The 23,422-nt window shown below is 73.2% G+C and carries 24 protein-coding genes; 13 read left to right on the forward strand and 11 right to left on the reverse strand.

The features are described 5' to 3' along the window. Positions 1-19: 19 nt before the first annotated feature. On the reverse strand, positions 20-682 hold the full coding sequence (locus tag IPK37_02200; GenBank protein QQS01307.1) for a PH domain-containing protein: 663 nt from the start codon (positions 680-682) through the stop codon (positions 20-22). 113 nt (positions 683-795) lie between these two features. On the opposite strand from IPK37_02200, the gene IPK37_02205 reads away from it, so the two are divergent. From IPK37_02205 to IPK37_02225, 5 genes are all read left to right on the forward strand, one after another. Next, positions 796-1,926 (forward strand): hypothetical protein, encoded by a 1,131-nt coding sequence (locus tag IPK37_02205; protein QQS01308.1) that lies wholly within the window; start codon positions 796-798, stop codon positions 1,924-1,926. Continuing rightward, a complete protein-coding gene (locus tag IPK37_02210) occupies positions 1,923-2,738 on the forward strand; it encodes a DUF4129 domain-containing protein (protein ID QQS01309.1) in 816 nt (271 codons plus the stop codon). Before IPK37_02205 ends, IPK37_02210 begins: the two co-directional genes overlap by 4 nt. Next, positions 2,735-3,877, forward strand: a complete 1,143-nt coding sequence (locus IPK37_02215) for a DUF4350 domain-containing protein (GenBank protein QQS01310.1) — start codon at positions 2,735-2,737, stop codon at positions 3,875-3,877. The genes IPK37_02210 and IPK37_02215 overlap by 4 nt, the downstream gene beginning before the upstream one ends. Further along, positions 3,874-4,971, forward strand: a complete 1,098-nt coding sequence (locus tag IPK37_02220) for a MoxR family ATPase (GenBank protein QQS01311.1) — start codon at positions 3,874-3,876, stop codon at positions 4,969-4,971. Before IPK37_02215 ends, IPK37_02220 begins: the two co-directional genes overlap by 4 nt. 87 nt (positions 4,972-5,058) lie before the next feature. Next, positions 5,059-6,477 (forward strand): DUF58 domain-containing protein, encoded by a 1,419-nt coding sequence (locus IPK37_02225; GenBank protein QQS01312.1) that lies wholly within the window; start codon positions 5,059-5,061, stop codon positions 6,475-6,477. A gap of 43 nt (positions 6,478-6,520) precedes the next feature. On the opposite strand, the gene IPK37_02230 is transcribed toward IPK37_02225, so the two are convergent. Next, entirely contained in the window at positions 6,521-7,516 is a 996-nt protein-coding gene (locus IPK37_02230) for a stage II sporulation protein M (GenBank protein ID QQS01313.1), read from the reverse strand. Positions 7,517-7,669: 153 nt separating this feature from the next. Between IPK37_02230 and IPK37_02235 the strand changes: the two genes are divergently transcribed. Further along, positions 7,670-8,410, forward strand: coding sequence for an RDD family protein (locus IPK37_02235; protein ID QQS02614.1), 741 nt, complete (start codon positions 7,670-7,672; stop codon positions 8,408-8,410). Positions 8,411-8,416: 6 nt separating this feature from the next. Here the strand turns inward: IPK37_02235 and IPK37_02240 are convergent, their stop codons facing one another. From IPK37_02240 to IPK37_02255, 4 genes are all read right to left on the reverse strand, one after another. Continuing rightward, a complete protein-coding gene (locus tag IPK37_02240) occupies positions 8,417-8,782 on the reverse strand; it encodes a cupin (protein QQS01314.1) in 366 nt (121 codons plus the stop codon). 10 nt (positions 8,783-8,792) lie between these two features. Further along, positions 8,793-8,975, reverse strand: a complete 183-nt coding sequence (locus IPK37_02245) for a hypothetical protein (protein QQS01315.1) — start codon at positions 8,973-8,975, stop codon at positions 8,793-8,795. Positions 8,976-8,978: 3 nt separating this feature from the next. Beyond that, positions 8,979-9,641 (reverse strand): hypothetical protein, encoded by a 663-nt coding sequence (locus IPK37_02250; protein ID QQS01316.1) that lies wholly within the window; start codon positions 9,639-9,641, stop codon positions 8,979-8,981. A gap of 72 nt (positions 9,642-9,713) precedes the next feature. After that, on the reverse strand, positions 9,714-11,066 hold the full coding sequence (locus tag IPK37_02255; GenBank protein QQS01317.1) for a thymidine phosphorylase: 1,353 nt from the start codon (positions 11,064-11,066) through the stop codon (positions 9,714-9,716). 108 nt (positions 11,067-11,174) lie between these two features. Here IPK37_02255 and argE point away from each other — a divergent pair, with 108 nt between their 5' ends. The 4 genes from argE to IPK37_02275 all read left to right on the forward strand — a co-directional run bounded on the left by argE (position 11,175) and on the right by IPK37_02275 (position 14,946). Then, the gene (gene argE / locus IPK37_02260; protein ID QQS01318.1) at positions 11,175-12,344 is read left to right on the forward strand and encodes an acetylornithine deacetylase; all 1,170 of its coding nucleotides are present in this window, start codon (positions 11,175-11,177) and stop codon (positions 12,342-12,344) included. 53 nt (positions 12,345-12,397) lie between these two features. Next, a complete protein-coding gene (locus tag IPK37_02265) occupies positions 12,398-13,324 on the forward strand; it encodes a hypothetical protein (protein QQS01319.1) in 927 nt (308 codons plus the stop codon). A gap of 99 nt (positions 13,325-13,423) precedes the next feature. Continuing rightward, a complete protein-coding gene (locus IPK37_02270) occupies positions 13,424-13,870 on the forward strand; it encodes a hypothetical protein (protein ID QQS01320.1) in 447 nt (148 codons plus the stop codon). A 77-nt stretch (positions 13,871-13,947) separates the two neighbouring features. Next, entirely contained in the window at positions 13,948-14,946 is a 999-nt protein-coding gene (locus tag IPK37_02275; protein QQS01321.1) for an SDR family NAD(P)-dependent oxidoreductase, read from the forward strand. A gap of 200 nt (positions 14,947-15,146) precedes the next feature. Here IPK37_02275 and IPK37_02280 read toward each other — a convergent pair whose 3' ends face one another. The 3 genes from IPK37_02280 to IPK37_02290 all read right to left on the reverse strand — a co-directional run bounded on the left by IPK37_02280 (position 15,147) and on the right by IPK37_02290 (position 17,835). Next, on the reverse strand, positions 15,147-15,641 hold the full coding sequence (locus IPK37_02280; GenBank protein ID QQS01322.1) for a helix-turn-helix domain-containing protein: 495 nt from the start codon (positions 15,639-15,641) through the stop codon (positions 15,147-15,149). 91 nt (positions 15,642-15,732) lie between these two features. Continuing rightward, positions 15,733-16,140, reverse strand: coding sequence for a cytidine deaminase (locus IPK37_02285; protein ID QQS01323.1), 408 nt, complete (start codon positions 16,138-16,140; stop codon positions 15,733-15,735). Positions 16,141-16,239: 99 nt separating this feature from the next. Then, positions 16,240-17,835, reverse strand: coding sequence for an acyl-CoA mutase large subunit family protein (locus IPK37_02290; protein ID QQS01324.1), 1,596 nt, complete (start codon positions 17,833-17,835; stop codon positions 16,240-16,242). Positions 17,836-18,083: 248 nt separating this feature from the next. On the opposite strand from IPK37_02290, the gene IPK37_02295 reads away from it, so the two are divergent. Next, positions 18,084-18,515 carry a hemerythrin family protein gene (locus IPK37_02295; GenBank protein QQS01325.1) on the forward strand — a complete coding sequence of 144 codons (432 nt, stop codon included), beginning with the start codon at positions 18,084-18,086 and terminating at the stop codon, positions 18,513-18,515. Between the two features lie 39 nt (positions 18,516-18,554). Here the strand turns inward: IPK37_02295 and IPK37_02300 are convergent, their stop codons facing one another. Further along, positions 18,555-19,700 carry an NTP transferase domain-containing protein gene (locus IPK37_02300; protein QQS01326.1) on the reverse strand — a complete coding sequence of 382 codons (1,146 nt, stop codon included), beginning with the start codon at positions 19,698-19,700 and terminating at the stop codon, positions 18,555-18,557. Positions 19,701-19,857: 157 nt separating this feature from the next. Between IPK37_02300 and IPK37_02305 the strand changes: the two genes are divergently transcribed. Together IPK37_02305 and IPK37_02310 are read left to right on the forward strand one after the other, a co-directional pair. Next, positions 19,858-21,009 (forward strand): glycosyltransferase family 1 protein, encoded by a 1,152-nt coding sequence (locus tag IPK37_02305; protein QQS01327.1) that lies wholly within the window; start codon positions 19,858-19,860, stop codon positions 21,007-21,009. Between the two features lie 40 nt (positions 21,010-21,049). Next, entirely contained in the window at positions 21,050-22,822 is a 1,773-nt protein-coding gene (locus tag IPK37_02310; GenBank protein ID QQS01328.1) for a D-alanyl-D-alanine carboxypeptidase, read from the forward strand. 60 nt (positions 22,823-22,882) lie between these two features. On the opposite strand, the gene IPK37_02315 is transcribed toward IPK37_02310, so the two are convergent. Next, a complete protein-coding gene (locus tag IPK37_02315; protein QQS01329.1) occupies positions 22,883-23,419 on the reverse strand; it encodes a 2'-5' RNA ligase family protein in 537 nt (178 codons plus the stop codon). Positions 23,420-23,422 lie beyond the last annotated feature (3 nt).

Genomic DNA, 23,422 nt, shown 5'->3' on the forward strand with positions numbered 1-23,422 from the left:
CGGGCCTGACCGCGTCCGCTCAGAGGAGGGCGGCGAGCGGTACGGCGAGCGCGGCGAGCACCAGCAACGCCACACTCGACCAGACGACGCGCGCCTGCGCGGCGTCCCGGCCGGAACCGTCGTTCCGATCCCCGGCCAGCCGCTCGATCAGCGCCGCGATGGCCGCCGCGGAGGAGCCCAGCGCCGGCGGGACCAGCCCGGCCGCGACGCCGGCCGCATCGACCGTCGTGACGTGAGTGGCTCCCGCCAGCGGATCGGCCGCATTCCCCGCTCCGAATCGGGGCTGGCCAGCACCCGCGCCGACCCCCGCGCCTGCACGACGGCGGCGCAGCAGGGCGTCGCGGCCGGGACTCGCCGTGCCCGAGATCGCCCACGACGTCACCGGGCCACCCTGGGTGTCGACGACGAGGCTCCAGGACGACCCGGCGCCGGCCACCGCCCGCCACGGCACGACCACGTCCCGCAGGATGTTGCGCACCTCGACGCCTCGCTCGTCCACCACGACGCAGGGCCGGAGGAACACGGCGTACGACACCACCACCAGCACCACGCACCAGGCCACGCCGGTCGCGGACCGCGCCAGCCAGCCGCCCGCCATGGCCCAGGCGATGCCGACCGCGAGCGCCCCGAGGACGGTGCCGACCATCAGCTGACCCCACTGCCGGAAACTGCGACGCTGCACGACTCACCCCGTCCGGACGATCCTTAGCCCCGAGGATATCGAGGGGCCGTGGGGCATGATGGAGCGTGCGCCGGTGGGCGCGATCAGCGGCGTCGATCGGGGAGGTCCCGCGGATGAGCCAGGTCACGGGCTCCGGCCGGGACGTGCCGCTGCCCCCGGACCGGCCGGCCACCCTCGTCGCACCGGGCCCGCTGCCGAGTCCGCAGCGCGGCCCGCTGTACGGCGCGCGGTACGGCGACCCGGCGTACGAGGCCCGGTTCGGCACCGGCGCCGCGGTTTCGGCGCCGCTGGGTGGCCCGAGTTCGCCGCCGTCGCTGGCCGGCGCGATCGGCGCGCCCGGGATCCGCCGCGCGGCGGCCGGGCGGTTGACGTTCCGGCCGGGGGTCGTCACGCTGCGGCCGGCCTCACTCGGCGATCTTCTCGATGGCGCGGTCCGCACGATCCGGCTGCGCCCCGGTCTGTTCCTCGGGGTGGGCGCGCTGGCCGTCCTGGTGGGGACCGTGCTGCGCGCCGTCATCGATGCCCTGGTGGGCGTCACCATCGTGGGCCCGGACGGCACGGCGGCGGTCCGCATCACCCCCAGCCTGGCGCTCGTCCCGGTCATGGCGGCGCTGCTGAGCGCGGTGCTCGCCCTGCCGACCGCGGAGGCCGTGCTCGGTCGGGCTCCCACGGTCGCGCGGCTGCGGACCCAGCTTCGGCCGCGGGCCCGCGCGGTGGCGGGGTACGTCACCCTCGCCGCCGTGGCCTGCCTGGTCCCGACGCTGCTGATCTGGTTTGCCCTCGGTGGCCGCGCCGCGCAGCAGAGCGACCTGCTGTTGGCGCTGGTGGTGCTCGGGTTCGTCGCCGAGCTGGTCAGCCTGCCGCTCTTTGCCGCCCCCGCGGCCGTGGTGCTGGAGGGCGCCGGCCCCTGGCAGGCCATCCGCCGATCCGTCCGCCTGGTCCGGGGCTACCTCGGCCGGACCCTCGCCGTGGCCCTCCTCGCGCGCCTCCTCGTGCTGCTGGTCACGACCGCGCTCGCGACCCCGCTCGCCGTCGCCGTGGCCGTGGCGTCCGCGACGTCGGGCTTCTCCCTGGACGAGACCCTGCTGGGGCCGGCCCTGTCCACGCTGTTCGGCATGCTGACGGCCTGCCTGACGCTGCCGTTCGAGGCGACGCTGCGGTCGCTGTACTACGTGGACGTGCGGGTCCGCGCCGAGGGCCTGGACGTGCTCCTCGTCGACGCCGCCCGGCGGGGCGAACCGTGAGCGGCCCGGGCGGGACGGCCGTCGGAGCGGCGCTGGGCCGACTCGACGCGCTGGGCGGACTCGACGCGCTGGGCGGACTCGACGCGCTGGGCGGACTCGACGCGCTGGGCGGACTCGACGCGCTGGGCGGACTCGGCCCCCGGGGCTGGCTCGCCGGGGACCCGGTCCGCCCCTCCCCCGACGAGGCCCGCCGGTGGGCCGCCGAGGAGCTGGCCAAGCCCGCCTACGGCAAGTCCTTCATCGAGCGGTTCGGCGCCTGGCTCTCCGACCTGCTGTCCTCGCTCTTCCAACCCGCCGGGCCACCCGGCGCCGTCCCGATGCCGAACCTGTTCGCGATCCTCGCCATCCTCCTCATCGCCGCCCTCGTGTTCTGGCTCGTGCGGGCGAGCCGCGGCAAGCGCACCCCGGCCCCCGCGGACGAGGCGCAGGACGCGGTCTTCAGCGAGCCCGCGCTGGCGGCCGCCGACTACCGGCGCCGCGCTCGCGAGGCCCTCGAGGCCGGCGACGCCTCGCGCGCGGTCGTCGAGGCGTTTCGCGCGATCGCGGCTCAACTGCTCGAGCGGCACGTCCTCGATGAGGCGCGCGACCGCACCGCGCACGAGTTCGCCACCGCGGCGGGCGCGCGGTTCCCCGCGATCGGGGACCGGTTCGCTCCCGCGGCTCGGGCGTTCGACGCCACCCTGTACGGCCGCCTCCCGGCGACCCCGCAGGCGGCCCGCGACCTGCTGGCCCTCGACGATGACCTGCAGCGCGCCTCGCCGCGCGCGCTCGAGGCGGCCGATCTCCCCGTGCCGTTGGCGGTCCCGCGATGAGGACGGCGGCCCGACCACTGGGCGTGATCGGCCTGCTCGTGGGGATCGTGGCGGCCGCGCTGCTCGCGACGTACTGGCTCGGCGGCGGCGCCGTCGGCACCACCAAGGGCGACCCGGACTCCCCCGACCCCGGCGGCGCCCGCGCGGTCGCCACGATCCTGCGCGAGCGCGGCGGCGTCGACGTCCGGACCGCGCGCCGGGTCGGCGACGTGGGTGACGTCGGCGGTGGCACCCTGGTCGTCGCCACCTCCCGCAAGCTGTCGGAGCAGACCACCGGGCGGCTGCGGGACGCGGCGCGGTCGGCGAGCACCCTGGTCCTGGTCCGCCCGCACGGGGACACGCTTCAGGCGCTCGCCCCGCAGATCACCGAGCAGGGCCGCACCTCCGGCGTGCTGCGGGCCAATTGCGCGATGCCGGACCTCGAGACCGGCATGGAAACGAGCGGCGAAACCCACTTCTACCGGGTCCGAGCGAGCGCCGGCGGGCAGGGCGGGTCCTGCTTCACACAGGTGGGCGGGGGTACCGGGCAGCCCGGCGCGGTGGCCTGGGTGAGCGCCGGCGGTCGCCGTACCGTCGCCGTCGGCAACCTCGACCTCTTCACCAACGCCCGGTTGCAGGAGGTCGACAACGCCGCCGTCGCGTTGCGGCTGCTGGGGCACGACGGGCGGGTGACGTGGTACGTCGGGGGTGCCGAGGACGCCGCCCAGACCGCGGAGACGACGGATCGGCCCTGGCCGCCGGCCTGGCTGGGCCCGTTTGCCCTCGGGCTGACCGGGGTGGTCGTCGCCCTGATGCTGTGGCGCGGCCGACGGCTGGGACGCCTCGCGATCGAGCCCCTGCCGGTCGTGGTCCAGGCCAACGAGACGACACTCGCCCGTGGGCGGCTCTACCGCCGCGGCAAGGACCCCGCGCACGCGGCGCGGGTGCTGCAGGACGCCGTACGTCGTCGGCTGTCCGCGGCCCTGTCCGTGCCGCCGTCCGCCGACCCGAACCAGCTCGCGCAATCGGCGGCCCGCGCCAGCGGTCGCGAGCCCCACGAGATCCATGACCTGCTGACTCGGTCTCCCGCCGGCGACGCCGACCTGGCGACGCTGACGCAGGAGCTGGCCCGGCTCGATAGAGAGGTACGCCGCGCATGAGCGAAAACCCGCCGCCAACCCCCGCCGCGCCGGACCCCCGCAACCATGGTGACGGAGCCCGCAACCATGGTGACGGAGCCCGCAACCATGGTGACGGAAACCGACCGCCGGAGGGCGCCCCTGGTGATCGGGGCGCGGGGCCCGACGACCACGCCCGTGGCAAGCTCCTCGCCGTCCGGCACGAGGTGGGCAAGGCCGTGGTGGGCCAGGAGAGCGCCGTGATGGGCCTGATCATCGGACTCATCGCGCGCGGTCACGTGCTCCTCGAAGGGGTCCCCGGAACGGCGAAGACCCTGCTGGTCCGGTCGCTGGCCGCGGCGCTGGCCGTAGACACCAAGCGGGTCCAGTTCACCCCGGACCTGATGCCCGGCGACATCACGGGCTCGCTGGTCTACGACCCGCACTCCGGCGACTTCTCGTTCCGGGCCGGCCCGGTCTTCACCAACCTGCTGCTGGCCGACGAGATCAACCGGACCCCACCCAAGACCCAGGCGGCGCTCCTGGAGGCCATGGAGGAACGCCAGGTCAGCGTCGACGGGCAGCCGCACAAGCTGCCCCCGCCGTTCCTGGTGGCGGCGACGCAGAACCCCGTCGAGTACGAGGGCACCTATCCCCTCCCCGAGGCCCAGCTCGACCGATTCCTGCTCAAGGTCGAGATGGGGCTGCCGCCCCGCCAGGACGAGGTGGCCGTGCTGCAGCGCCACGCGGCCGGGTTCGACCCGCGGGATCTCGCCGCGGCGGGGCTGCGTCCCGTGGCCGGGCCCGCTGATCTGCTGGCGGCGGCGGAGGCGGTACGCCGGGTGAGCGTGACGCCCGAGGTCGCGGCGTACATCGTCGACATCGCCCGGGCCAGCCGTCAGTCCCCCTCGCTGTCTCTCGGGGTGAGCCCCCGCGGCGCCACCGCGCTGCTGGCCACGTCGAGCGCCTGGGCGTGGCTCAACGGCCGTGGGTTCGTCACCCCGGACGACGTGAAGGCCCTCGCCCACGCGACCCTCGCGCACCGGCTGCGGCTGCGGCCCGAGGCCGAGTTGGACGGGGTGTCGGTCGGCTCGGTACTCGCCAGCGCCATCGCCTCGGTGCCGGTCCCCCGGTGAGGCGCTGGTGAGGCGTCGGTGAGGCGTCGGTGAGGCCTGAGAGGACGCGCGGATGAGGCGAGCGGCAAGCGACGGAACGGGGCCGACATGGCGGTGACCGGACGGTTCGTGCTGCTCATCGCGGCCGGTCTGATCCCCCTGCTGCTCTGGCCGCAGGCGGCGATCGTCCGGCTGTGGTGGCTGGGGGCGCTGCTGCTCGTCGCGGTCGACGTCGCGCTGGCGAGCGCGCCCGGCCGGTTGGCGGCGCGTCGCGAGCCGGTCGAGCCGGTGCGCCTCGGTGAGACCACCCGCAGCCGGCTCGCCGTGACCAACCCCACCCGGCGTACCGTCCGCGTGCTCGTCCGCGACGCCTGGCAGCCGTCGGCAGGGTCGCGTGGCGAACGTCGCCGCCTCACGCTGCACCCCGGCCGCACGGAGCTGGTCGACGTCGCACTCACCCCGACCCGACGCGGCGATCGGTTGGCCGACCGGCTGACCCTCCGCGTGTTCGGCCCGCTGGGACTGGGGGCGCGGCAACGGTCGTTTGAGGTCCCCGGCGTGGCCCGCGCGCTGCCGCCGTTCACGTCCCGGCGACACCTGCCGAGCCTGCTCGCGGAGCTGCGGCAGCTCGACGGGCGCTCCGCCGTTCGCACCCGCGGCCAGGGCACCGAGTTCGACTCGCTGCGCGACTACGTCGAGGGCGATGACGTCCGCAGCATCGACTGGCGCGCGACCGCCCGCCGCCTGGACGTCGTGGTGCGCACCTGGCAGCCGGAGCGCGATCGGCACGTCGTGCTCGTGTTGGACACGTCCCGGACCAGCGCAGGCCGGGTCCTCGACATGCCCCGCCTGGACTCGGCCATGGACGCGGCGTTGCTGCTCGCGGCGCTGGCGTCCCGCGCGGGCGACCGCGTCGAGGTGCTGATGGGCGATCGGCAGGTGCACGCCCAGGTGCGCGCCGACCGGCGCGGGGACCTGCTGCACCGGCTCGTCAACGCCATGGCCCCGCTCGAGCCGGCATTGGTCGAGGCGGACTGGCCGCGGCTGATCGGGGCGGTGACGACGCGGGTGCGCCGCCGGGCGCTGATCGTGCTGCTGACGCCGCTGGAGCCGGCCGCGGTCGAGGAGAGCCTGCTCCCGGTGCTCCCGACCCTCACGGGGCGCCACCGGGTGGTGGTCGCGTCCGTGCAGGATCCGGCCCTCGCGGCGGCGACCCTGACGGGGCCGCGTCACCAACCACGACCATCGATGGCCGCCCATCCCACAACGCCCCAAGTGGCCAGCGCCAATGGGCCGGGCACGGCCATCGATGGTCGCCCGTACGCACCGGTGTCGGCCCGCTGGGGCCCCGAAGATGTCTCGGACCCGTACGCCGCCGCCGCGGCCGAGCAGACCCTGGCGCGACGGGGGCGCACCGCGGCCGTCCTGGGCCGGCTCGGCGTCGACGTGCTCGACGAGCCCCCGGACCGGCTGCCGCTCGCACTGTGCCAGCACTACCTGGCGCTCAAGGCCCGCGGCCTGCTCTGACGTTCGGGCTCTGTCGCTTCGAGCCCTGACCCGCGCCGGGAACTCAGTCGCGCGCCGGCGCGACGTACCCCGCCTGATCGGTCGCCACGTCGCCCGTCTCGCCTCGACGTACGGCCCATTTCCCCAGCGTGAAGACGTAGGCGAAGAAGGCCGCCTCGGCGACCACCCCGATCCCCACCCGCGCGGCCGTCGGCAGCGGCGACGGCGTCACGAACGCCTCGATCAACCCGCAGATCAGGAGGACGACGATGAGGCCGAGAGCGACGCTCATCGCGGCCCGAGCCTCCTGCGCCACCGCCTGTCCGCGGGTCCGCGCGCCGGGCTCGACCCAGCCCCAGAAGATCCGCAGGCCCACGCCGGCCGCGACGAAGACGCAGGTGAGTTCGAGGATGCCGTGCGGGGAGATCAGGCCGAAGAAGACGTCGGCGCGGTCGTGGCGGATCATCAGGGCGCCGATGATCGACACGTTGAGGATGTTGTTGAAGAGCACCCAGATGACCGGCGCGCCGAGGATTCCGAACGCGATGCACTGCGCGGCCACGAAGGCGTTGTTCGTCCAGACCCGGAAGGCGAAGCTGCTCGCGGCGTGCTCGGAGTAGTAGTGCGCGAAGTCGTGGTTGACGAGTTGGTCGATCTCGCCCGGCGTCATGAGGCTCTGCTCGACCTGCGGGTTGGCGAGGAACCACCAGCCGAGGAAGACCGCGGCCAGGACATTGGCGGCGAGGACGGCCAGCCACCAGCGGCGGGTGCGGTAGAGCGTGGCCGGGAACGTGTCGGTGAAGAATCGGGTGGCGGCGCGCCAGTCCCGCGATGCGGGCCGGGCCGCCGTGCCGCGGGCTCGCGTGAGGAGCCAAGACAGGTAGCCGACCAGGTCCGGTTCCGGCGCGGCGGAGCGGACGACGGACAGGTGCGTCGCGGTGCGTTGGTAGAGGTCGAGGACCTCGTCGGCCTCGGCGCCGGAGAGCCGCTTGCGCCCGGTCAGTTCCTCCAGGCGGCGCCACTGCGGCGACTTCGCGGCGACGTAGGCGTCCAGGTCCACGTCGTCACTGTACGTCGAGTGCGTCCGGGTTCCGGGGCGCGCGGCGGTTACCCTGACCAGGTGAGTACGACGACCGGGGGGTACGCCGAGGGCAACCTCGGCCCGCTCCTGGCCGGCGACGACCTTCTGACCGGCGAGGCCGTCGCGCTCGACATGCCGGCGGCGGCGCTCGGCATGCGGGCCATGTCGGGGCTCCTCGACCTGATCCTCACCGCCAGCATCGGCGGCACGATCATGTCGATCGCGCTGGCCGCGGTGGCCTCGAGTCTGGACCCGGCCGCCACCGCCGGGGTGGCGATCGTGCTCAGCGTGCTGCTGTTCGTGGGCGTACCGACGGTCATGGAGACGTTCACGGGCCGGACCTTCGCGAAGATGATGCTGGGGCTGCGAACCCTGCGCGACGACGGCGGGCCGGTGTCCTTCCGGCACGCGTTGACGCGGCACCTGGTGGGGCTCGTCGAGGTGTACGTGTTGATGGGTGCCCCGGCCCTGGTTTGCGGCCTGTTGAACCGGAAGTCGAAGCGGCTGGGCGACTTGGCGGCGGGCACATACGTCGTGCGCGACCGGATCCGCCCCCCGTGGCCGAAGACCGGCGTGGTGCCACCGCCGCTGGTGGCGTGGGCGGGCACCGCGGACATCGCCCCGCTGCCCGACCACCTCGCCCTGTCGATTCGGGAGCTGCTGGCCAGGGCGTCGGAGATCCGGCCGCAGCCGCGCTACCAGCTCGCGAACGCGCTGGCCCGGCAGGCGACGGCGTACGTCTCCCCCGGTCCCCCGCTGGGCACCCCGCCCGAGGTGTTCCTCGAGGCGCTGCTCGTGGAGCGGGGGCGCCGCGACTGGTTGCGGCTCCAGCGCGACGAGGCCCTGCGGCGGCGGCTCACGGGCCACCCCTGACGCGCCTCACCTCGGGGAGTCGTCCTCCCGGTGCACCGCGTCGGGGCTGAACGCCGGCAGGCAGACCGCGACGTACTCGGCCCCGTCGTTGCCGACCGCATAGCGCACCCGCTCGCCCGCCCGCGTGATGATCGACTGCCCCGCGCTGACGCGGGCCTGCCCCCCGGCGTGGTCGACCAGCAGCGTGCCGCAGATGACGAGCGTGACCTCGTCGAACTCCGGTGTCTGGTAGGGCTCCTTCCACCCCGCGGGCGCCTTCATGTGCGCGACGGACACGCTCTCGTGGCCGGTGCTGGCCCGCCCGAGGTGCTCGGCGATGACCTTGCTGCCGTCGGCGGGGATCCGGACCGGGTTCTGGATGAGTTCGGGCACGGGCCCCAGGCTAGTGAGCCGCCGGCACCAGGTCCCGGCCAACCCCGTCCTGAGCCTCCGACAGGTGCCCGCGCAGCCGCCTGAACAGCACGGCCGACACGGTTGCGCCGCCGACGGTCGCCACCACCCAGACGGCGGCGTGGCCGGTCCCGATCAGAATCGCCCCGATGGCGGGGCCGGCGATATTGGACACCGTCTACGTCAGCCCGGCCAGCGCGTTGTACCGCCCCCGCAGGTCCTCCGTCGCGAGGTCGTTGACCAGCGCGGGGGCCGTCGGCGACAGCACCGTCTCGCCCAATCCGAACAGAGCCAGGCCGCCGACGATGCACGCCGCGGCGGCCGAGCCGGGCACGACCGCTGCGGCGGCCACCACCGCCCAGGACACGGCCCACACCGCGCCGGTCAGCGACAGCATCGAGCTGCGGCGCCGGCCCTCGACGTACCGCAGCGCCACCAGCTGCGCCAGCACGATCGTCGCCGGGTGGGTCGCGGCGTGCCCGGACGTCAGCAGCGCCAGCGCCGCGACGATGCGTGGCAGGGAGTCGGCGACCGCCAGGACGGCGACGGCCACGACCATGGCGAGCTGACCGCCGATGGCCACGGCGCGCGGCCCGAACCGGTCGATCAGCGTCCCGACCACGGGGACCACCACGAGCGTCACCGCCCCCATCGCCCCGAGGAGCAGCCCGACCCCGATGGTGGGCACGCCCCGCATCTGGGACAGGTAGACGTAGAGGAAGGGCACGGTCAGCCCGGACCCCAGCGTCGATAACGCCACCCCGACGTAGACCTGCCGCACCTGATGCGGCAGGCCCAGGAATTCCGCACGGATCGCGCGGATCGGGTCGAGGCGGCTCACCTCACCATCGTGCGGGGCCGCCGCCCATCCGCACCAACGATTTTGCGCCGAGCCCGCCGGTCGATCCGGGGCTCAGGCGATGCGGTCGAGGATGAGCCGTACGCCGGGAGCGCGCCGCTGCCCCGCGCCCTCGGGGCCGTCGTCCCCCGCGAAGCTACCGTCCACCGCGGGGCCGTCGTCCCCCACAGGGTCGATGTCCCAGGCCCCGGCGAGGGCCTCCCGCGCGCGCCCGAACCGCTCCGGCGTATCCGTGTGCAGGGTCAGCAGCGGGTGACCCTCCTGCACCCGTTCGCCGGGCTTGGCATGGATCTCGACGCCCGCCCCGGCCTGCACCGGCTCGCCCTGCCGGGCGCGGCCCGCACCAAGGCGCCAGGCGGCGAGGCCCACGGCGTACGCGTCCAGCCGCCGCAGCACCCCGCTTGCGGGAGCAAGCACGGTCTCGTTCTCGCGCGCGACCGGCAGGTCCGCGTCCGGGTCGCCGTCCTGGGCCGCGATCATCCGCCGCCAGGCGTCCATCGCGCGGCCGTCGCGCAACGCGTCGGCCGGGTCGACGCCGGGCATCCCCGCCCCGGCGAGCATCTCGGCGGCCAGGGCCACCGTGAGCTCCACGACGTCGGCCGGCCCCCCGCCGGCCAGCACCTCGACCGACTCGCGCACCTCCAGCGCGTTGCCCGCCGTACGCCCCAGCGGCGTCGCCATGTCGGTGAGCAGCGCGACCGTGTGGACGCCGGCGTCCTGGCCGAGCCCCACCATGGTCTGTGCCAGCTCCCGTGCCGAATCCGGCGTCTTCATGAACGCGCCGGAGCCCACCTTGACGTCGAGGACCAGCGCCCCGGTCCCCTCGGCGACCTTCTTGCTCATGATGGAGCTGGCGATGAGCGGGATCGACTCGACGGTCCCGGTGACGTCGCGCAGGGCGTAGAGCTTCTTGTCGGCCGGCGCCAGCCCGGACCCGGCGGCGCAGATCACCGCGCCGACGTCCTCCAGTTGGGCCATCATCTCGGCGTTGGACAGGTCGGCCCGCCAGCCGGGGATCGCCTCCAGCTTGTCGAGCGTGCCGCCGGTGTGGCCCAGCCCGCGTCCCGAGAGCTGCGGCACCGCGACGCCGTACGCCGCCACCAGCGGCGCCAACGGCAGCGTGATCTTGTCACCGACGCCGCCGGTGGAGTGCTTGTCGGCGGTACGCCGAGAGAGCGCGCCGAAGTCCATCCGTTCCCCGCTGGCGATCATGGCGCCGGTCCACCGCGCGATCTCGCCGCGGTCCATGCCGTTGAGCAGGATCGCCATGGCGAGTGCGGCCATCTGTTCGTCGGCGACGACGCCGCGGGTGTAGGCGGCCACCACCCAGTCGATCTGGGCGTCCGTGAGCCGGCGCCCGTCCCGCTTCGCGCAGATGACGTCGACGGCGTCGAAGGCTTCGCTCATGGCCCTAGCGTGCCCTAGGAGGTGGCCCATCTGCGGCAACGGGCAGAACCCGCCGCGGCGGTCGGGCTACATTGGCCAGGTCCCCCGCCGTACGAACAGGAGCACCCGATGAGCCAACCGCGCCAGGAGACCCTCGACTGGGCGATGCGGCTCGTCTCGCTCGACACGACCAGCCGGGATCCGAACCTGCCGCTGATCGACGTTGTCGCGGCCGAGCTGCACGAGCGCGGCCTGGCGACGCACGTCCGGCCCGCCCCGACCCACGGCTGGGCGAACCTCATCGCCACGATCCCGGCCCGCGACGGCGCCACGGACGGCGGCGTGGTCCTGTCCGGCCACACCGATGTCGTGCCGGTGGACGGCCAGGCCTGGGCCAGCGAGCCCTTCGCCCCGGCGATCCGGGACGGCAAGCTCTACGGGCGCGGCGCGTGCGACATGAAGGGCTTCATCGCCTGCGTCCTCGCACTGCTGCCCGACATGCTGGCGGCGGGCCTCGCCGAGCCGATCCACCTCGCGTTCAGCTACGACGAGGAGATCGGCTGTATCGGCGGCGAGCAGATCGTCAAGGACTTCGCCGACCTGGGCCTCAACCCGCGCTGCGCGATCATCGGCGAGCCGTCGATGATGCGGGCGATCCGCGGGCACAAGTCGGTCAACCTGGTCGAGATGGAGTTCCGCGGCCTGGCCTGCCACAGCTCCCTCAAGCCGCACGGCCTCAACGCGATCGAGCACGCGGCGGCGGTGATCCGGCGCATCGCCGAGTACGGCGAGCAGCTCGCCGCCAACGGGCCGTACGACGACGCCTACGAGGTCCCCTATTCCACGGTCGGCACCAACCTCGTGCACGGCGGCATCGCCTCCAACACGGTCGCCGACACCTGCGTGATCCAGGCCGACTTCCGCACGATCGCCGCCGACGACCCGCGCCAGTTCTACGAGACCCTGCGCGGCTTCGGCCTGGCCCAGGAGCAGGTTATGCGCCAGGCCAATCCGGCCGGCCGGGTCGAGGTGCGGCTGAAGTCGCTGGTGCCCGGCCTGGAGACCGCAGCGGACGGCCCGGCGGCGCGCCTCGCTCACGACCTGGGGCTGGAGGTCAGCGACGCCAAGGTGACCTATGGCACCGAGGCGGGCCAGTTCTCCGGGGCGGGAATGGACGCGATCGTCTGCGGCCCCGGCGACATCGCGCAGGCCCACGGGCCGAACGAGTACGTCGAGTTGGACCAGCTCGCCGCCTGCGAGCAGATGCTGGAGCGCCTGATCGCGCACCTAGCCCGCTGACCGGAATCCGCGTTTCTGCGCTGGCCGGGGGCCACGCGACATAAAATCTGGTCATGGCAGCTCGGGGAAGCCGCGAAGAATTCGCGCGGCTGCTGGCGGACGCCGTACGAGCCAGCGGCCTCACGCACCAGGAGGTCATCCGCTGCCTCCGGGCCCAGGGGGACGCGCTGTCCAAGGCCACCTTCGACTCGTGGCGGAACGGGCGCACCCATCCCGAACGCGCCGCGACGATCGCCTCGGTCGTCTCGCTGGAGCAGGTGCTCGGACTGCCCCCCGGCCGCCTGATCGCGGCGCTTCCCGGCCGTCGCCTCGTCGCCGAGCCGCGGCCATTGACGTGGCAGGACGGCGAGATCCTGCACGACTCGCTGCGCGAGTCCGTGGACCGGATGCGCGAGGAGCTCGGCCTGCCCTGGGACGACGGGTTGCGGCGGGTGAGCGCCTACCATCACGTCACCGTGCACGAGGACGGCACGCAAGGCCGTCACTACGTCCGCGAGGGCCTCATCGCCGACCGCGACGGGCCGACCAGCCTGATGAAGTACCAGTCCGTGGCCGACCCGCACGCCCATCCCTACGTCGCGACGATCTCGGGGTGCCGGCTGGGGCGCGTGCTGGAGGATCCCACCGTGCCGTGCGTCCTCGCGGAGCTGATCTTCCCCCACCCGCTGACCGAGGGCAAGGCGATTCGGGTGGAGTTCGAGTACGGTGCCGTCGGCGCCACCACCCCCGATCTCGGCAGCGAGCGGGCCGTCTCCGGGCACCTCACCGAACTGATCCAGGTCATCACCTACCAGGGTCGCCCGCCGCGGTACGTCGTCGCGGTCGACGTCATCGACGAGCGCGAACGGCGTACCCGGCTGCGGCTCGAGGACGAGCATTCGGTGATCGTGCAGCGCCGTGACCTGTGGACGGGTCGGTACGGCGTGTGGTGGTCCTGGGACGTCGACCTGCTCGATCCGAAGGTGCCGCTCCCCTATTAGCTGCCCCATTAGCGCCGCTCACGGATTGCCTCCGGTGGCTGGCCTCACGGATAGCGGCTGCGGCTACCTCGCGGACGACCGTCCTGCAAGACTTGGTCCGTGACGCCCACGCCGACCTCGACGACGCCTCGCGTCGCGTCCACGACGGCCCCGTTGCCCACTAGCCCCTCCGCCGACCTGCCTACCAGCTCCGCAGCTCAGGTTTCTCCGGCCCGGGATGCCGAGACCGGGTGTGGCGGGCCCGAACCTCGGCCCGCGGACGAGGTGTCGACAGGTCCCGGGCGCGCCGGTGACGCGGGGGCCCCCAGCGATCCCGACAGCGAGGCGAGTCAGCTCGCGTGGGTGCTCGCCGGGACCGCCGTACGTCGGGATCCGCGCACTCTCCGCAGCCCTCTCGACACGGTCGCCCCGTGGGCGCGCGCGCTGCCCCCGGCCGCGTGGCGGACCTTCGCCGCCGAGGTGGGTGCGGCCCTGGAGGGGGACGATCCGCAGTCGCTGCCCGGCGTGCTGCGCCGGTGGGCGGCGGTCGCGGATCGATTCGCCTGACCCACGGTTGATCCCGGGCGGCGGACCGGTAGCCGTCACAGGGGATAATCGGGACCGCGACGGGGTACCTTCCCGGCATGTCGCGAATCCCCTCCGTCAGCGCCCTCATCGCCGGCGCCGCTCCCCTGCCCGAGCACCCCGTCGCCGTCGTCGTGGGGGCCTCCCGAGGTCTCGGCCTGCTGGTCTGCCGCGAGTTGGCGGTGCGGGGCTGTCGCGTCGTCGGCCTGGCCCGGTCACCGGAGTCGCTGGCCGAGGCCGAGGCCACGATGCGCGAGTGGGGCCACGAGCTGGTGACCTATCCCGCCGACGTCACCGACAACGCGGGCCTGGTCGCGACGCTGGGGATCATCGAGGCCGAGGTGGGGCCGATCGACGTGGCCGTTCACGTGGCGGGCGTCATCCAGGTCGGCCCGGCCGAGTCGATGACCCGGGAGCACTTCCAGACCTGCCTCGACATCATGTTGTGGGGCCCGATCAACCTCTCCCTCGGAGTCGTGGACGGGATGCGCGCCCGGGGTCGCGGGCGGATCGGCATCGTCACCTCGATCGGCGGGAAGGTCTCGGTGCCGCACCTGCTGCCGTACTCGACGGCGAAGTTCGGGGCAGTCGGCTTCTGCGACGGGTTACGGTCCGAGCTCGCCGGGACCGGCGTCACGGCCACCACGATCGTGCCGGGGCTGATGCGCACCGGCTCGCACGTCGCGGCGCAGTTCACGGGGGATCAGGCGAAGGAGTACGCCTGGTTCGCGCCGAGCGCGTCGTTGCCGGTGCTGTCGATGGACGCCGAACGGGCCGCGGCCCGCATCGCGCACGGCGTCCTGGCTGGCCGCGCGAACGTGGTGCTGACCCCCGCCGCCCAGGTGGGAATGCGCGTCGCGGGCCTGGCGCCGAGCCTGACCGGGGCGGCGCTGGGCGTGGTGGGCCGCTTCCTGCCGGATGCCCCGGCGGGCGACCCGACGGCGACGGGCACGATCGACGGCCACACCGCCCGGCGGCTGCTCAACTCACCCACGGTGGAGAAGCTGACCGCCCTGGGCAACCGCGCCTCGGCGAAGTTCAACGAGAAGGAGCGCTAACCCGCGGGTGGTACGGGGGCTGGTTCCACCCCGGTCCCGAACCCTGCCGGTGGTGTCAGGCTGGGGTGGGCCTGGGGCGTGTCGGACATCGCGACCACCGCTTACCGATGAATCGGCTGGCGTCCGTTACGACAGAGCCTCCCAAGTGGCGATCGGATACCGGCGGACGGCTTCGGCGGTGACCGGGAAGGGCACGGCGACTATCGCATCCTCGGGGGGATGCCCTCGGTTGCCTCGTAGAGCCCCATCTCTTCTGCGTCGTGTGCCATCCGCGCCAAGGCGGCGCGTCGTGTCTGCCGCTCGACGCGTTGGAACTCGATGAGGTCGACTAGCCGCACGTAGCGGTGTCTGCCGGGCTTCTCGTACGGGATCTCGTTGCGTTCGAGGATGCGGACCAGTGTGGGGCGAGAGATGCCCAGGAAGTCCGCCGCCTCCTGGGTCGTGAGCATCGCACCCATGGGCGCCACCGTGACGCCCATGCCCTGCGCGAGTGTCTCGGCGATCTGCCGCAAGACAGGAAACAGGGCCTCGGGGATAGGCACTCGCTCTCCGTCTGGTCCGAGAAGCTGCGACTGGCCCCTCTCAGGGGTCGACTCGGCGTCGCCGAGGACGTCCAGGAAGCGCTGGATCAGGACTTCCTGGGCGCCGTCGGGTACATATGTGTGTACGTCGACTGCCGCGGACTGCCTCGTCATGATCGCCACCTCCTCGACAAGAGTATCCATAAACGAACAAAACGAACAGGGCTAAGGGGCTGGAACCGAGCGAGTGAGAGTCGAAACCCACCTACGCCTCGTCGCGGACCGCGGCGAGGTCGGCCGGGCCGAAGGCCTGCGGGAGGATGTCGGCGAGGGTGCGCAGCCCTTCCGGCGTACGGATTTCGCAGCTGGGCCCGCCGAACTCGTACAGCAGCTGACGGCACCGGCCGCACGGCATCAACGTCTCGCCCCGCCCGTCCACGCACCACACGGCCACGAGGCGCCCGCCGCCCGTGCGGGCCAGCTCCGACACCAGGCCGCATTCGGCGCACAATCCCACGCCGTACGACGCGTTCTCGACGTTGCACCCGCTGACCACGCGCCCGTCGTCAACCAGCGCGGCGACGCCGACGGGAAAACTGCTGTACGGCGCGTACGCGCACCGCATCGAGGCCACCGCGGCCGCGTGCAGCGCATCCCAATCCACGACGGTCATGCGCGCCCTTTCGCCGTTAACGCCGCATTCCGACGGTTGCGCTCACTGCAGCAAGCGGTTCCGTCGGAATGCGGCGTTGTCGCCCGAAACGGTCGTCGATCAGAAGGCGTCGGTCGGGACGTACTGACCCCACACGTCGCGCAGCGCGTTGCTGACCTCGCCACCGGTCGCCCGGGCCGCGAGGGCCTCGCGCATCGGGATGAGCAGGTTCTCCCCGCCGGGCTGCTCCGCGGACTTCTTCAACCGCGTGAGCGCGTCGTCCACGGCGCCGTTGTCGCGGTCCTTGCGCAGCTTCTCCAGCCGTGCGCACTGCTCCGCCTCGATGGCCGGGTCGACCCGCAGCGGGTCGTACTTCTCCTCGGCGTCGATGCGGAACTTGTTGAGGCCCACGACGATCCGCTCGCCGGAGTCGGTGGCGAGCTGCGTGCGGTACGCCGAGCGCTCGATCTCCTGCTTCTGGAAGCCCTGCTCGATGGCCTTGACCGCGCCGCCCTTGTCCTCGACGGCCTGGATCAGCTCCCAGATCTTCGCCTCCAGCTCGTCGGTCAGCGACTCCATGACGTAGGAGCCCGCGAACGGGTCGACGGTCTTGCAGACGTCGGTCTCGTAGGCGATGACCTGCTGCGTGCGCAGCGCGAGGCGGGCCGCCTTCTGCGTCGGCAGCGCGATGGCCTCATCGAAGGAGTTCGTGTGCAACGACTGGGTCCCGCCGAGCACGGCCGCGAGGCCCTGCAGCGACACGCGGATGAGGTTGACCTCGGGCTGCTGGGCGGTGAGCTGCACGCCGGCCGTCTGGGTGTGGAACCGCAGCATCTGCGATTTCGGGCTCTGGGCCTGGAACTCGTCCTTCATGATCTTCGACCAGACGCGACGGGCCGCGCGGAACTTGGCGACCTCTTCGAGCAGCGTCGTGCGGGCCACGAAGAAGAAGCTCAGCCGCGGCGCGAACGTGTCGACCTCGAGCCCGGCCGCCTGCGCGGCGCGCACGTATTCCTTGCCGTTCGCAAGCGTGAACGCGACCTCCTGCGCGGGCGTCGCCCCGGCCTCGGCCATGTGGTAGCCCGAGATCGAGATCGTGTTCCAGCGCGGAATCTCCTTGGAGCAGTAGGCGAAGATGTCCGAGATCAGCCGCAGCGACTGGGCCGGCGGGTAGATGTAGGTGCCGCGGGCGATGTATTCCTTCAGCACGTCGTTCTGAATCGTGCCGGTCAGCTGGTTGGCGGAGACGCCCTGCTGGGCGGCGACGAGTTCGTACATGAGCAGCAGCGTCGAGGCCGGCGCGTTGATCGTCATCGAGGTGCTGACCTTGTCCAGCGGCAGGCCGTCGAACAGCACCTTCATGTCGTCGATCGAGTCGATCGCGACGCCGACCTTGCCGACCTCACCGCTGGCCAGCGGCGCGTCGGAGTCGTAGCCCATCTGGGTGGGCAGGTCGAACGCGACCGAGAGGCCGCCGGTGCCGGCGGCGACCAGCTGGCGGTAACGCTCGTTGCTCTCCTTCGCGGTGCCGAAGCCCGCGTACTGGCGCATGGTCCACGGCTTCCCGGTGTACATCGTCGGGTACACACCGCGCGTGAACGGATACTTGCCGGGCTCGCCGAGCTTGGTGGCAGCATCGAAAGCTGCCAGGTCGTCGGCGGAGTAGACCGACTGGATCGGAAGGTCGGACTCGGTACGTGCCGTCGTTTCACCCATGGACGCAGCCTAGTGCGCGGGCGCCGCCCGGAACGGGGCGCGACGGTGCGGAACTGCGCGGCGGGCCCTTGGTCCTGCTCACTCGGAATGGCCCCCGGGCGACGAGCCCCCGGAGCCTCGGTCAGCCGGCGCCGGACGTTCGCCGGGCTTGCGCCGATTCCGGTGATCGGCCGCTCATCTGCGGAGCAGTGCCGTCGATGGGTACGGCGGAAGCACGCCACACCGAGACGCGAAGGAGGGACCCCGTCATGACGCTGCTGCTGTGGTCCCCCGACCTCGAACTCGGGATTGCGCAGATCGACTGCCAACACCGCAAACTCGTCGACCTGTTGAACGCCCTGGATTCCGGGGTGAAGAAGAGCTACAGCTTCCACATTCTGGGGTCGATCCTGACCGACCTGGTCCGCTACACGGTCTGCCATTTCACGTTCGAGGAACGGCGCATGGAGACCCACGCCCTGCCGATGCTCGCCGAGCATCAGGAGGAGCACCACCTCTTCGCCGAGCAGGTGCTGGCCTTCAAGGAGCGCTTCGACACGCGCCGCTCCGACGTCAGCACCGAGACGCTGACCTTCCTGCGGGATTGGCTCAGCGGCCACATCCTCGGCAGCGACCGGGAGTTCGCCGAGGTGTTCCTCGCCTCCGCGGGTGACGCGCCGACGCCGCCGTGCGGCTGCTGACGCGACTCCACTGAGGTCGACTCGCCGAGATCGACTCGCTCAGGTCAGCTCGGTCCGCCCCGTCACCTTGAGCTCGTCCACGATCTTCTTGACGTCCTGGGCGTGTTCGCGGGTGGTCACGAGCACCGCGTCGGGGGTGTCGACGACCACCACGTCGCTGATCCCGACGACCGCGACCAGCCGGCCGCCTCCCGGCGCGACGATCCCGGTGGCCTCCCGGGCCACGACCGAGGCCTCGTCGCCGAGCACGCGCAGTCCGTCGGGCAGCGGCTCGGGGGGCGTGGGCAGCAGCGTCGCCAGGGACTGGAAGTCGCCCACATCGTCCCAGGGGAAGTCGGTCTGCACCACCGCCACGTGACCGTCGTCCGCCGCGGGCTCGGCCACGGCGTGGTCGATCGAGATCTTCTGCAGGGAGGGCCACACCTCGTCGAGCCGGTGCGGGTCCGCCGCGATCTCGCGTAGCCCCCGGGCCAGGTCCACGTGATAGCGCTCCAGCAGGTCGAGCAGCACACTCGCGCGCACCACGAACATGCCGGCGTTCCAGACGTAGGCGCCGCCCTCGACGTACGCCGTCGCGGTGACCAAGTCCGGCTTCTCCACGAACTCGGCCACGCGGTGCGCGTTCGGGGCACCCTCGACCTCGAGGGGGTCACCCACGTGGATGTAGCCGAAGCCCGTCGCCGGGTGCGTCGGCGCGATCCCGAGCGTGACCAGCATTCCCGTGCGCGCGACGGCGACGGCTTCGCGCACCCGATCGCGGAAGGCGGCCTCCTCCCCCACGACGTGATCGGCCGCGAACGAGCCGATGACCGCGTCGGGGTCGAGCCGCTCCACCACCGCCGCCGCCAGGCCGATCGCGGCCATGGAGTCGCGCGGCGAAGGTTCGGCGATCAGGCGCTCGGGGCGTAGGCCCGGCAGCTGCTCGCGGACGGCGTCCTCGTGCGCCACCCCGGTGACCACGACGAGCCGCTCCCCCGACAGCGGGCGGAGCCGGTCCGCCGTGGCCTGCAGGAGCGACCGCCCCGCCCCGGTGAGATCGAGGAGGAACTTCGGCCGGGCCGCCCGCGAGAGCGGCCACAGTCGTGTCCCCGCCCCGCCGGCGGGAATGACCGACCAGAAGTCGTCCGTGGGGTCCGTGGCCTCAATCGCCTCGATCGCCTCGATCGCCTCGTTCGCGTCGGTCATAATCGCAAGCTAGTCGACGCCGCCACGCCAATGTCGCAGACCCGCAGGCCGCCCCGCCGCGGAGCGGGCGGTGCGTCGCCGGGGCGTCACCTACCGCTCACTCGACACTCCCCCAACGGTCGGTTGGGCACAACCTTGACGCGCCACCGTACAGACTGTGCGGATCGCGATCGTCACCGAGTCCTTCCTGCCGACCGTGAACGGCGTGACGACCAGCGTCTGTCGCGTCGTCGACTCGCTGGCCGCGCTGGGCCACGACGTCGTCATCGTCGCCCCATCCCCGGCGCCCTCGACGTACCGCGGTTTTCCCGTCATCGGCCTCACCAGCGTGCCCGTGCGGCAGTTCCAGGTGGGTCTGCCGACCCGCCAGATCGAGGCGGTCCTGCGGGCGTTCGCCCCGGACGTCGTCCACGTCGCCTCGCCGTTCTTCCTGGGTGCGCGGGGCCTGTACGTCGCGCGCGCGCTGGGCATCCCGTCGGTGGCCATCTACCAGACGGACATGGCGAGCTATGTCGCCCGGCACGGCCGCGCGGCGGGCGCGCCGCTCGCGAACGTCACGTGGGCCTACCTGCGCAAGGTGCATGCCCTGGCCGACCTGACCCTGGCCCCGTCGACGGCGGCCCTCGCCGACCTGGCCCGGGAGGGGATCGATCGCACCGCCCTGTGGGGCCGCGGCGTCGACGGTCGGCTCTTCCACCCGCTCTGGCGCGACGACGCGGGGTGCCGGGCGCTGCGCCGGCGGCTGGCCCCCCGGCAGGAGACGATCGTCGGCTACGTGGGTCGGCTCGCCCCGGAGAAGGAGGTCCACCGCCTGGCGGCGCTGCGCGACCTGCCCGGAGTGCGGCTCGCCATCACCGGGGACGGGCCAAGCCGCGCGGAGCTGGAAGCGGCCCTGCCCGGGGCCGTGTTCCTCGGGCGCCGGGACGGCGACGACCTGGCCCGGGTCTACGCGGCCATGGACGTGTTCGTGCACACGGGGACCTCGGAGACGTTCGGCCAGACCCTGCAGGAGGCGGCGGCGACCGGGTTGCCGGTGGTCGCGCCGGCGGCGGGGGGCCCGCTGGACCTGGTCGAGCACGGCCAGACCGGGCTGCTCTTCGAGCCCGGCGCGCCGGAGTCCGAGGAGGGCTCGCTGCGCTCCTGCGTCGCTCAGTTGACGTGCGCCGAGGACGCCTGGGAGCGGCGGGCCCTGATGGGTGAGGCGGGTGCCGCCAAGGTGGCGGGCCGGACCTGGGACGCGCTCACCGAGGCCCTCGTCGAGCGCTATGTCGCCGTGTCGCGGCATGGCTCACGGGTGCGCATCGCCTGAGCCGGTAGCGTCGCAGCAACGCTTCGCTCCAGGAGGTTCCGTGCCTGCCCCCCTCCTTGCGGGTCTCCGGCCACCGGCCGGACGGCGCCGCGTCGTCCTCGGCTCCGTCGCCGTGCTCACCTGCCTCCTGTGCTCCGCGGCACCCGCCGGCGCTCAGCCCGCGAGTTCCTCCGCTCGGGACGGCGCGCTCCCGGCGCACGCGGCCGCCGCCGCCGTGTCTGGGGCCCGGGCCGGGTCCGGCTCCGCCGCGAGGATCGCGCCCACGGAGGACCGGCTGGGCGATCCAGGCGTGGTCGCCGACGTGCCGTCGGACGTGAAGGCCCCCCCGGAGCTCCCCGCCGCCTCCTATCTGCTCGCCGATCTGGGCTCGGGCGACGTGCTCGTCGGCAAGGCCGCGCACGAGGCCCACCTGCCGGCCAGCACGATGAAGCTGCTCACCGCGCAAACGCTGCTGCCCCGCTTGGACGGCAACCTCAAGATCCGCGCCACCGACTCCGACGCCCGCGTCGACGGCACCCGGGTGGGCATGGTGCCGGGCCGGGAGTACACCGCCGACCAGCTCTTCCACGCCCTGCTGATGGGCTCGGCCAATGACGCCGCCGAGGCGTTGGCCCGCGCGAACGGCGGACTGGAACAGAGCCTCAAGCAGATGAGCGACCGCGCCGCGCAGCTCGGCGCCAAGGACACCGTGCCCAGGTCGCCGCACGGGCTGGACGCCGAGGGCCAGCAGACCTCGGCGTACGACCTAGTCGCCATCCTGCGTGGGGCGCTGGACACGCCCAAGGTCGCGGAGATCCTCACGACGCAGACCTATCCGTTCCCGAAGTACCAGCCCGTGGAGCAGCCGAGTTCGTCCGCCTCCGCCTCGAGCGCCGAGACTGGTGCGCCGAGCGCGGCGCCCAACGGCGGGCCCTCGCTCGCCGGAACTCAGCAGGTCGCCAGCCAGAACAAGCTGCTGTGGAACTACGAGGGCACGATCGGCGGCAAGGACGGCTACACCGACGCGGCGGGTCACACCTTCGTCGGAGCGGTGCGCCGCGGGGACAAGACGTACGCCGTGGCCTTCATGGGCGCCAAGTCCAACGACTGGCGCCCGATGGCCGGCCTGCTTGACTGGGCGTTCGCCAACGGGTCGAAGGCCAAGGCTGTGGGCAAGCTGCCCGGGGCCGCGTCCCCCGTGGCCGCCCCCGTCGCGGCGCCGGCGGCGAACGTGGCCACCGGCGCCGAGGTAGCCCCCGCCGGTGGGCTGCTCGCCGCGATCGTCGGCTTCTTCCTCACCGTGCTCAAGGTCCTGGCGTGGACGGTCGCCATCCTGGCCGTGGCCGTCGTCGCCCTGCGGGTGCGCAAGCTGCGCCGGGACGCCCGCCGCCGGGAGCTGCGCCGTCAGCGGCTCGAGGCGAGCATGGCGGGCGTCGTGCGGCCGGAGCACCCCAGCACCCGCGCCCCCTACCCCACCGAGGCGCCGGCGAAGCGGCCCAGGCGGCCCGTGCGAGCGGTCCGGACGACGCGGACGGCTGCCCCGGCCCCGCGCCCCGCGAAGGCCCCCCAACACGCTGCCGCGCACGCCGCCGTGCCGGCCTTCGCCGGGGTCGCTGCGGCGCCCACGGCGGCCTCGACGACCTCGGCCCCCTCCGCTGCCGGTTCGGATGAGTGGACCGTGGCCGAGGACGCCTACCAGGTGGACTCGCAGACAGCGAGCGCGTACCAGGCGACGGCGTACGCCATGACGGCTGACGGGACGACGGCGTACGACCCCTCCCTGGGCGACGCGGGTGACTCCTGGGGCGTGCACCGGCTGGATCAGCGCCACTGACCGAAGGTGGGCGCTGAATGGCCTTGATCGGCACCGACCGCCGCTGACGGGAGCGGCCCCTTAGGGCGCACCCGTCAGCGGGAACAGGCGGTGCGGATGCCAGTGCTCGTCCTCGCCGCACACGTACAGGCCCAGCGCGTCCGCGGCGAACTCGATGCGCTCGTCCGCGAGTTCCCGCTGGGCGGCGTCGAGCCGGCCCTCCGCCACGTCGTGGGCGAGGGTGACGTGCGGGTGATAGGGGTACGCGGCGGCGCAGGCCAGCGGTCCGGTCTGCAGGTCCGCCGCCAGCCGCGTGCACGCCTGCGCGCCGTCGCCGACCCGGAGAAAGGTCACCTGGGTGACCGGGCGGAAGGTGCCGGTCCCGTCGAGAACGACCTGGTACGCCGGGTGCCGAGCCGCGACGGCCGCCAGGTGGGCGGCGATCTCCGGCAACGCCGCCCGCGGCACCGCGCGCGGCCCGACGAGTGTGATGTGCGTCTGGATGAGGTCCGCCAGGGGGTCGCCGAAGCGGCGGCGGGCCGCTTGCAGCCGGCTGCCGTGCGGCTCCGGGACGGCGATCGCGACGCCGATCGTCACCGGGTCGGCGGACGTGCTCACCGG

Origin of the sequence: Austwickia sp. (genome assembly GCA_016699675.1) — a bacterium.
Taxonomy (GTDB): Bacteria; Actinomycetota; Actinomycetes; order Actinomycetales; family Dermatophilaceae; genus Austwickia.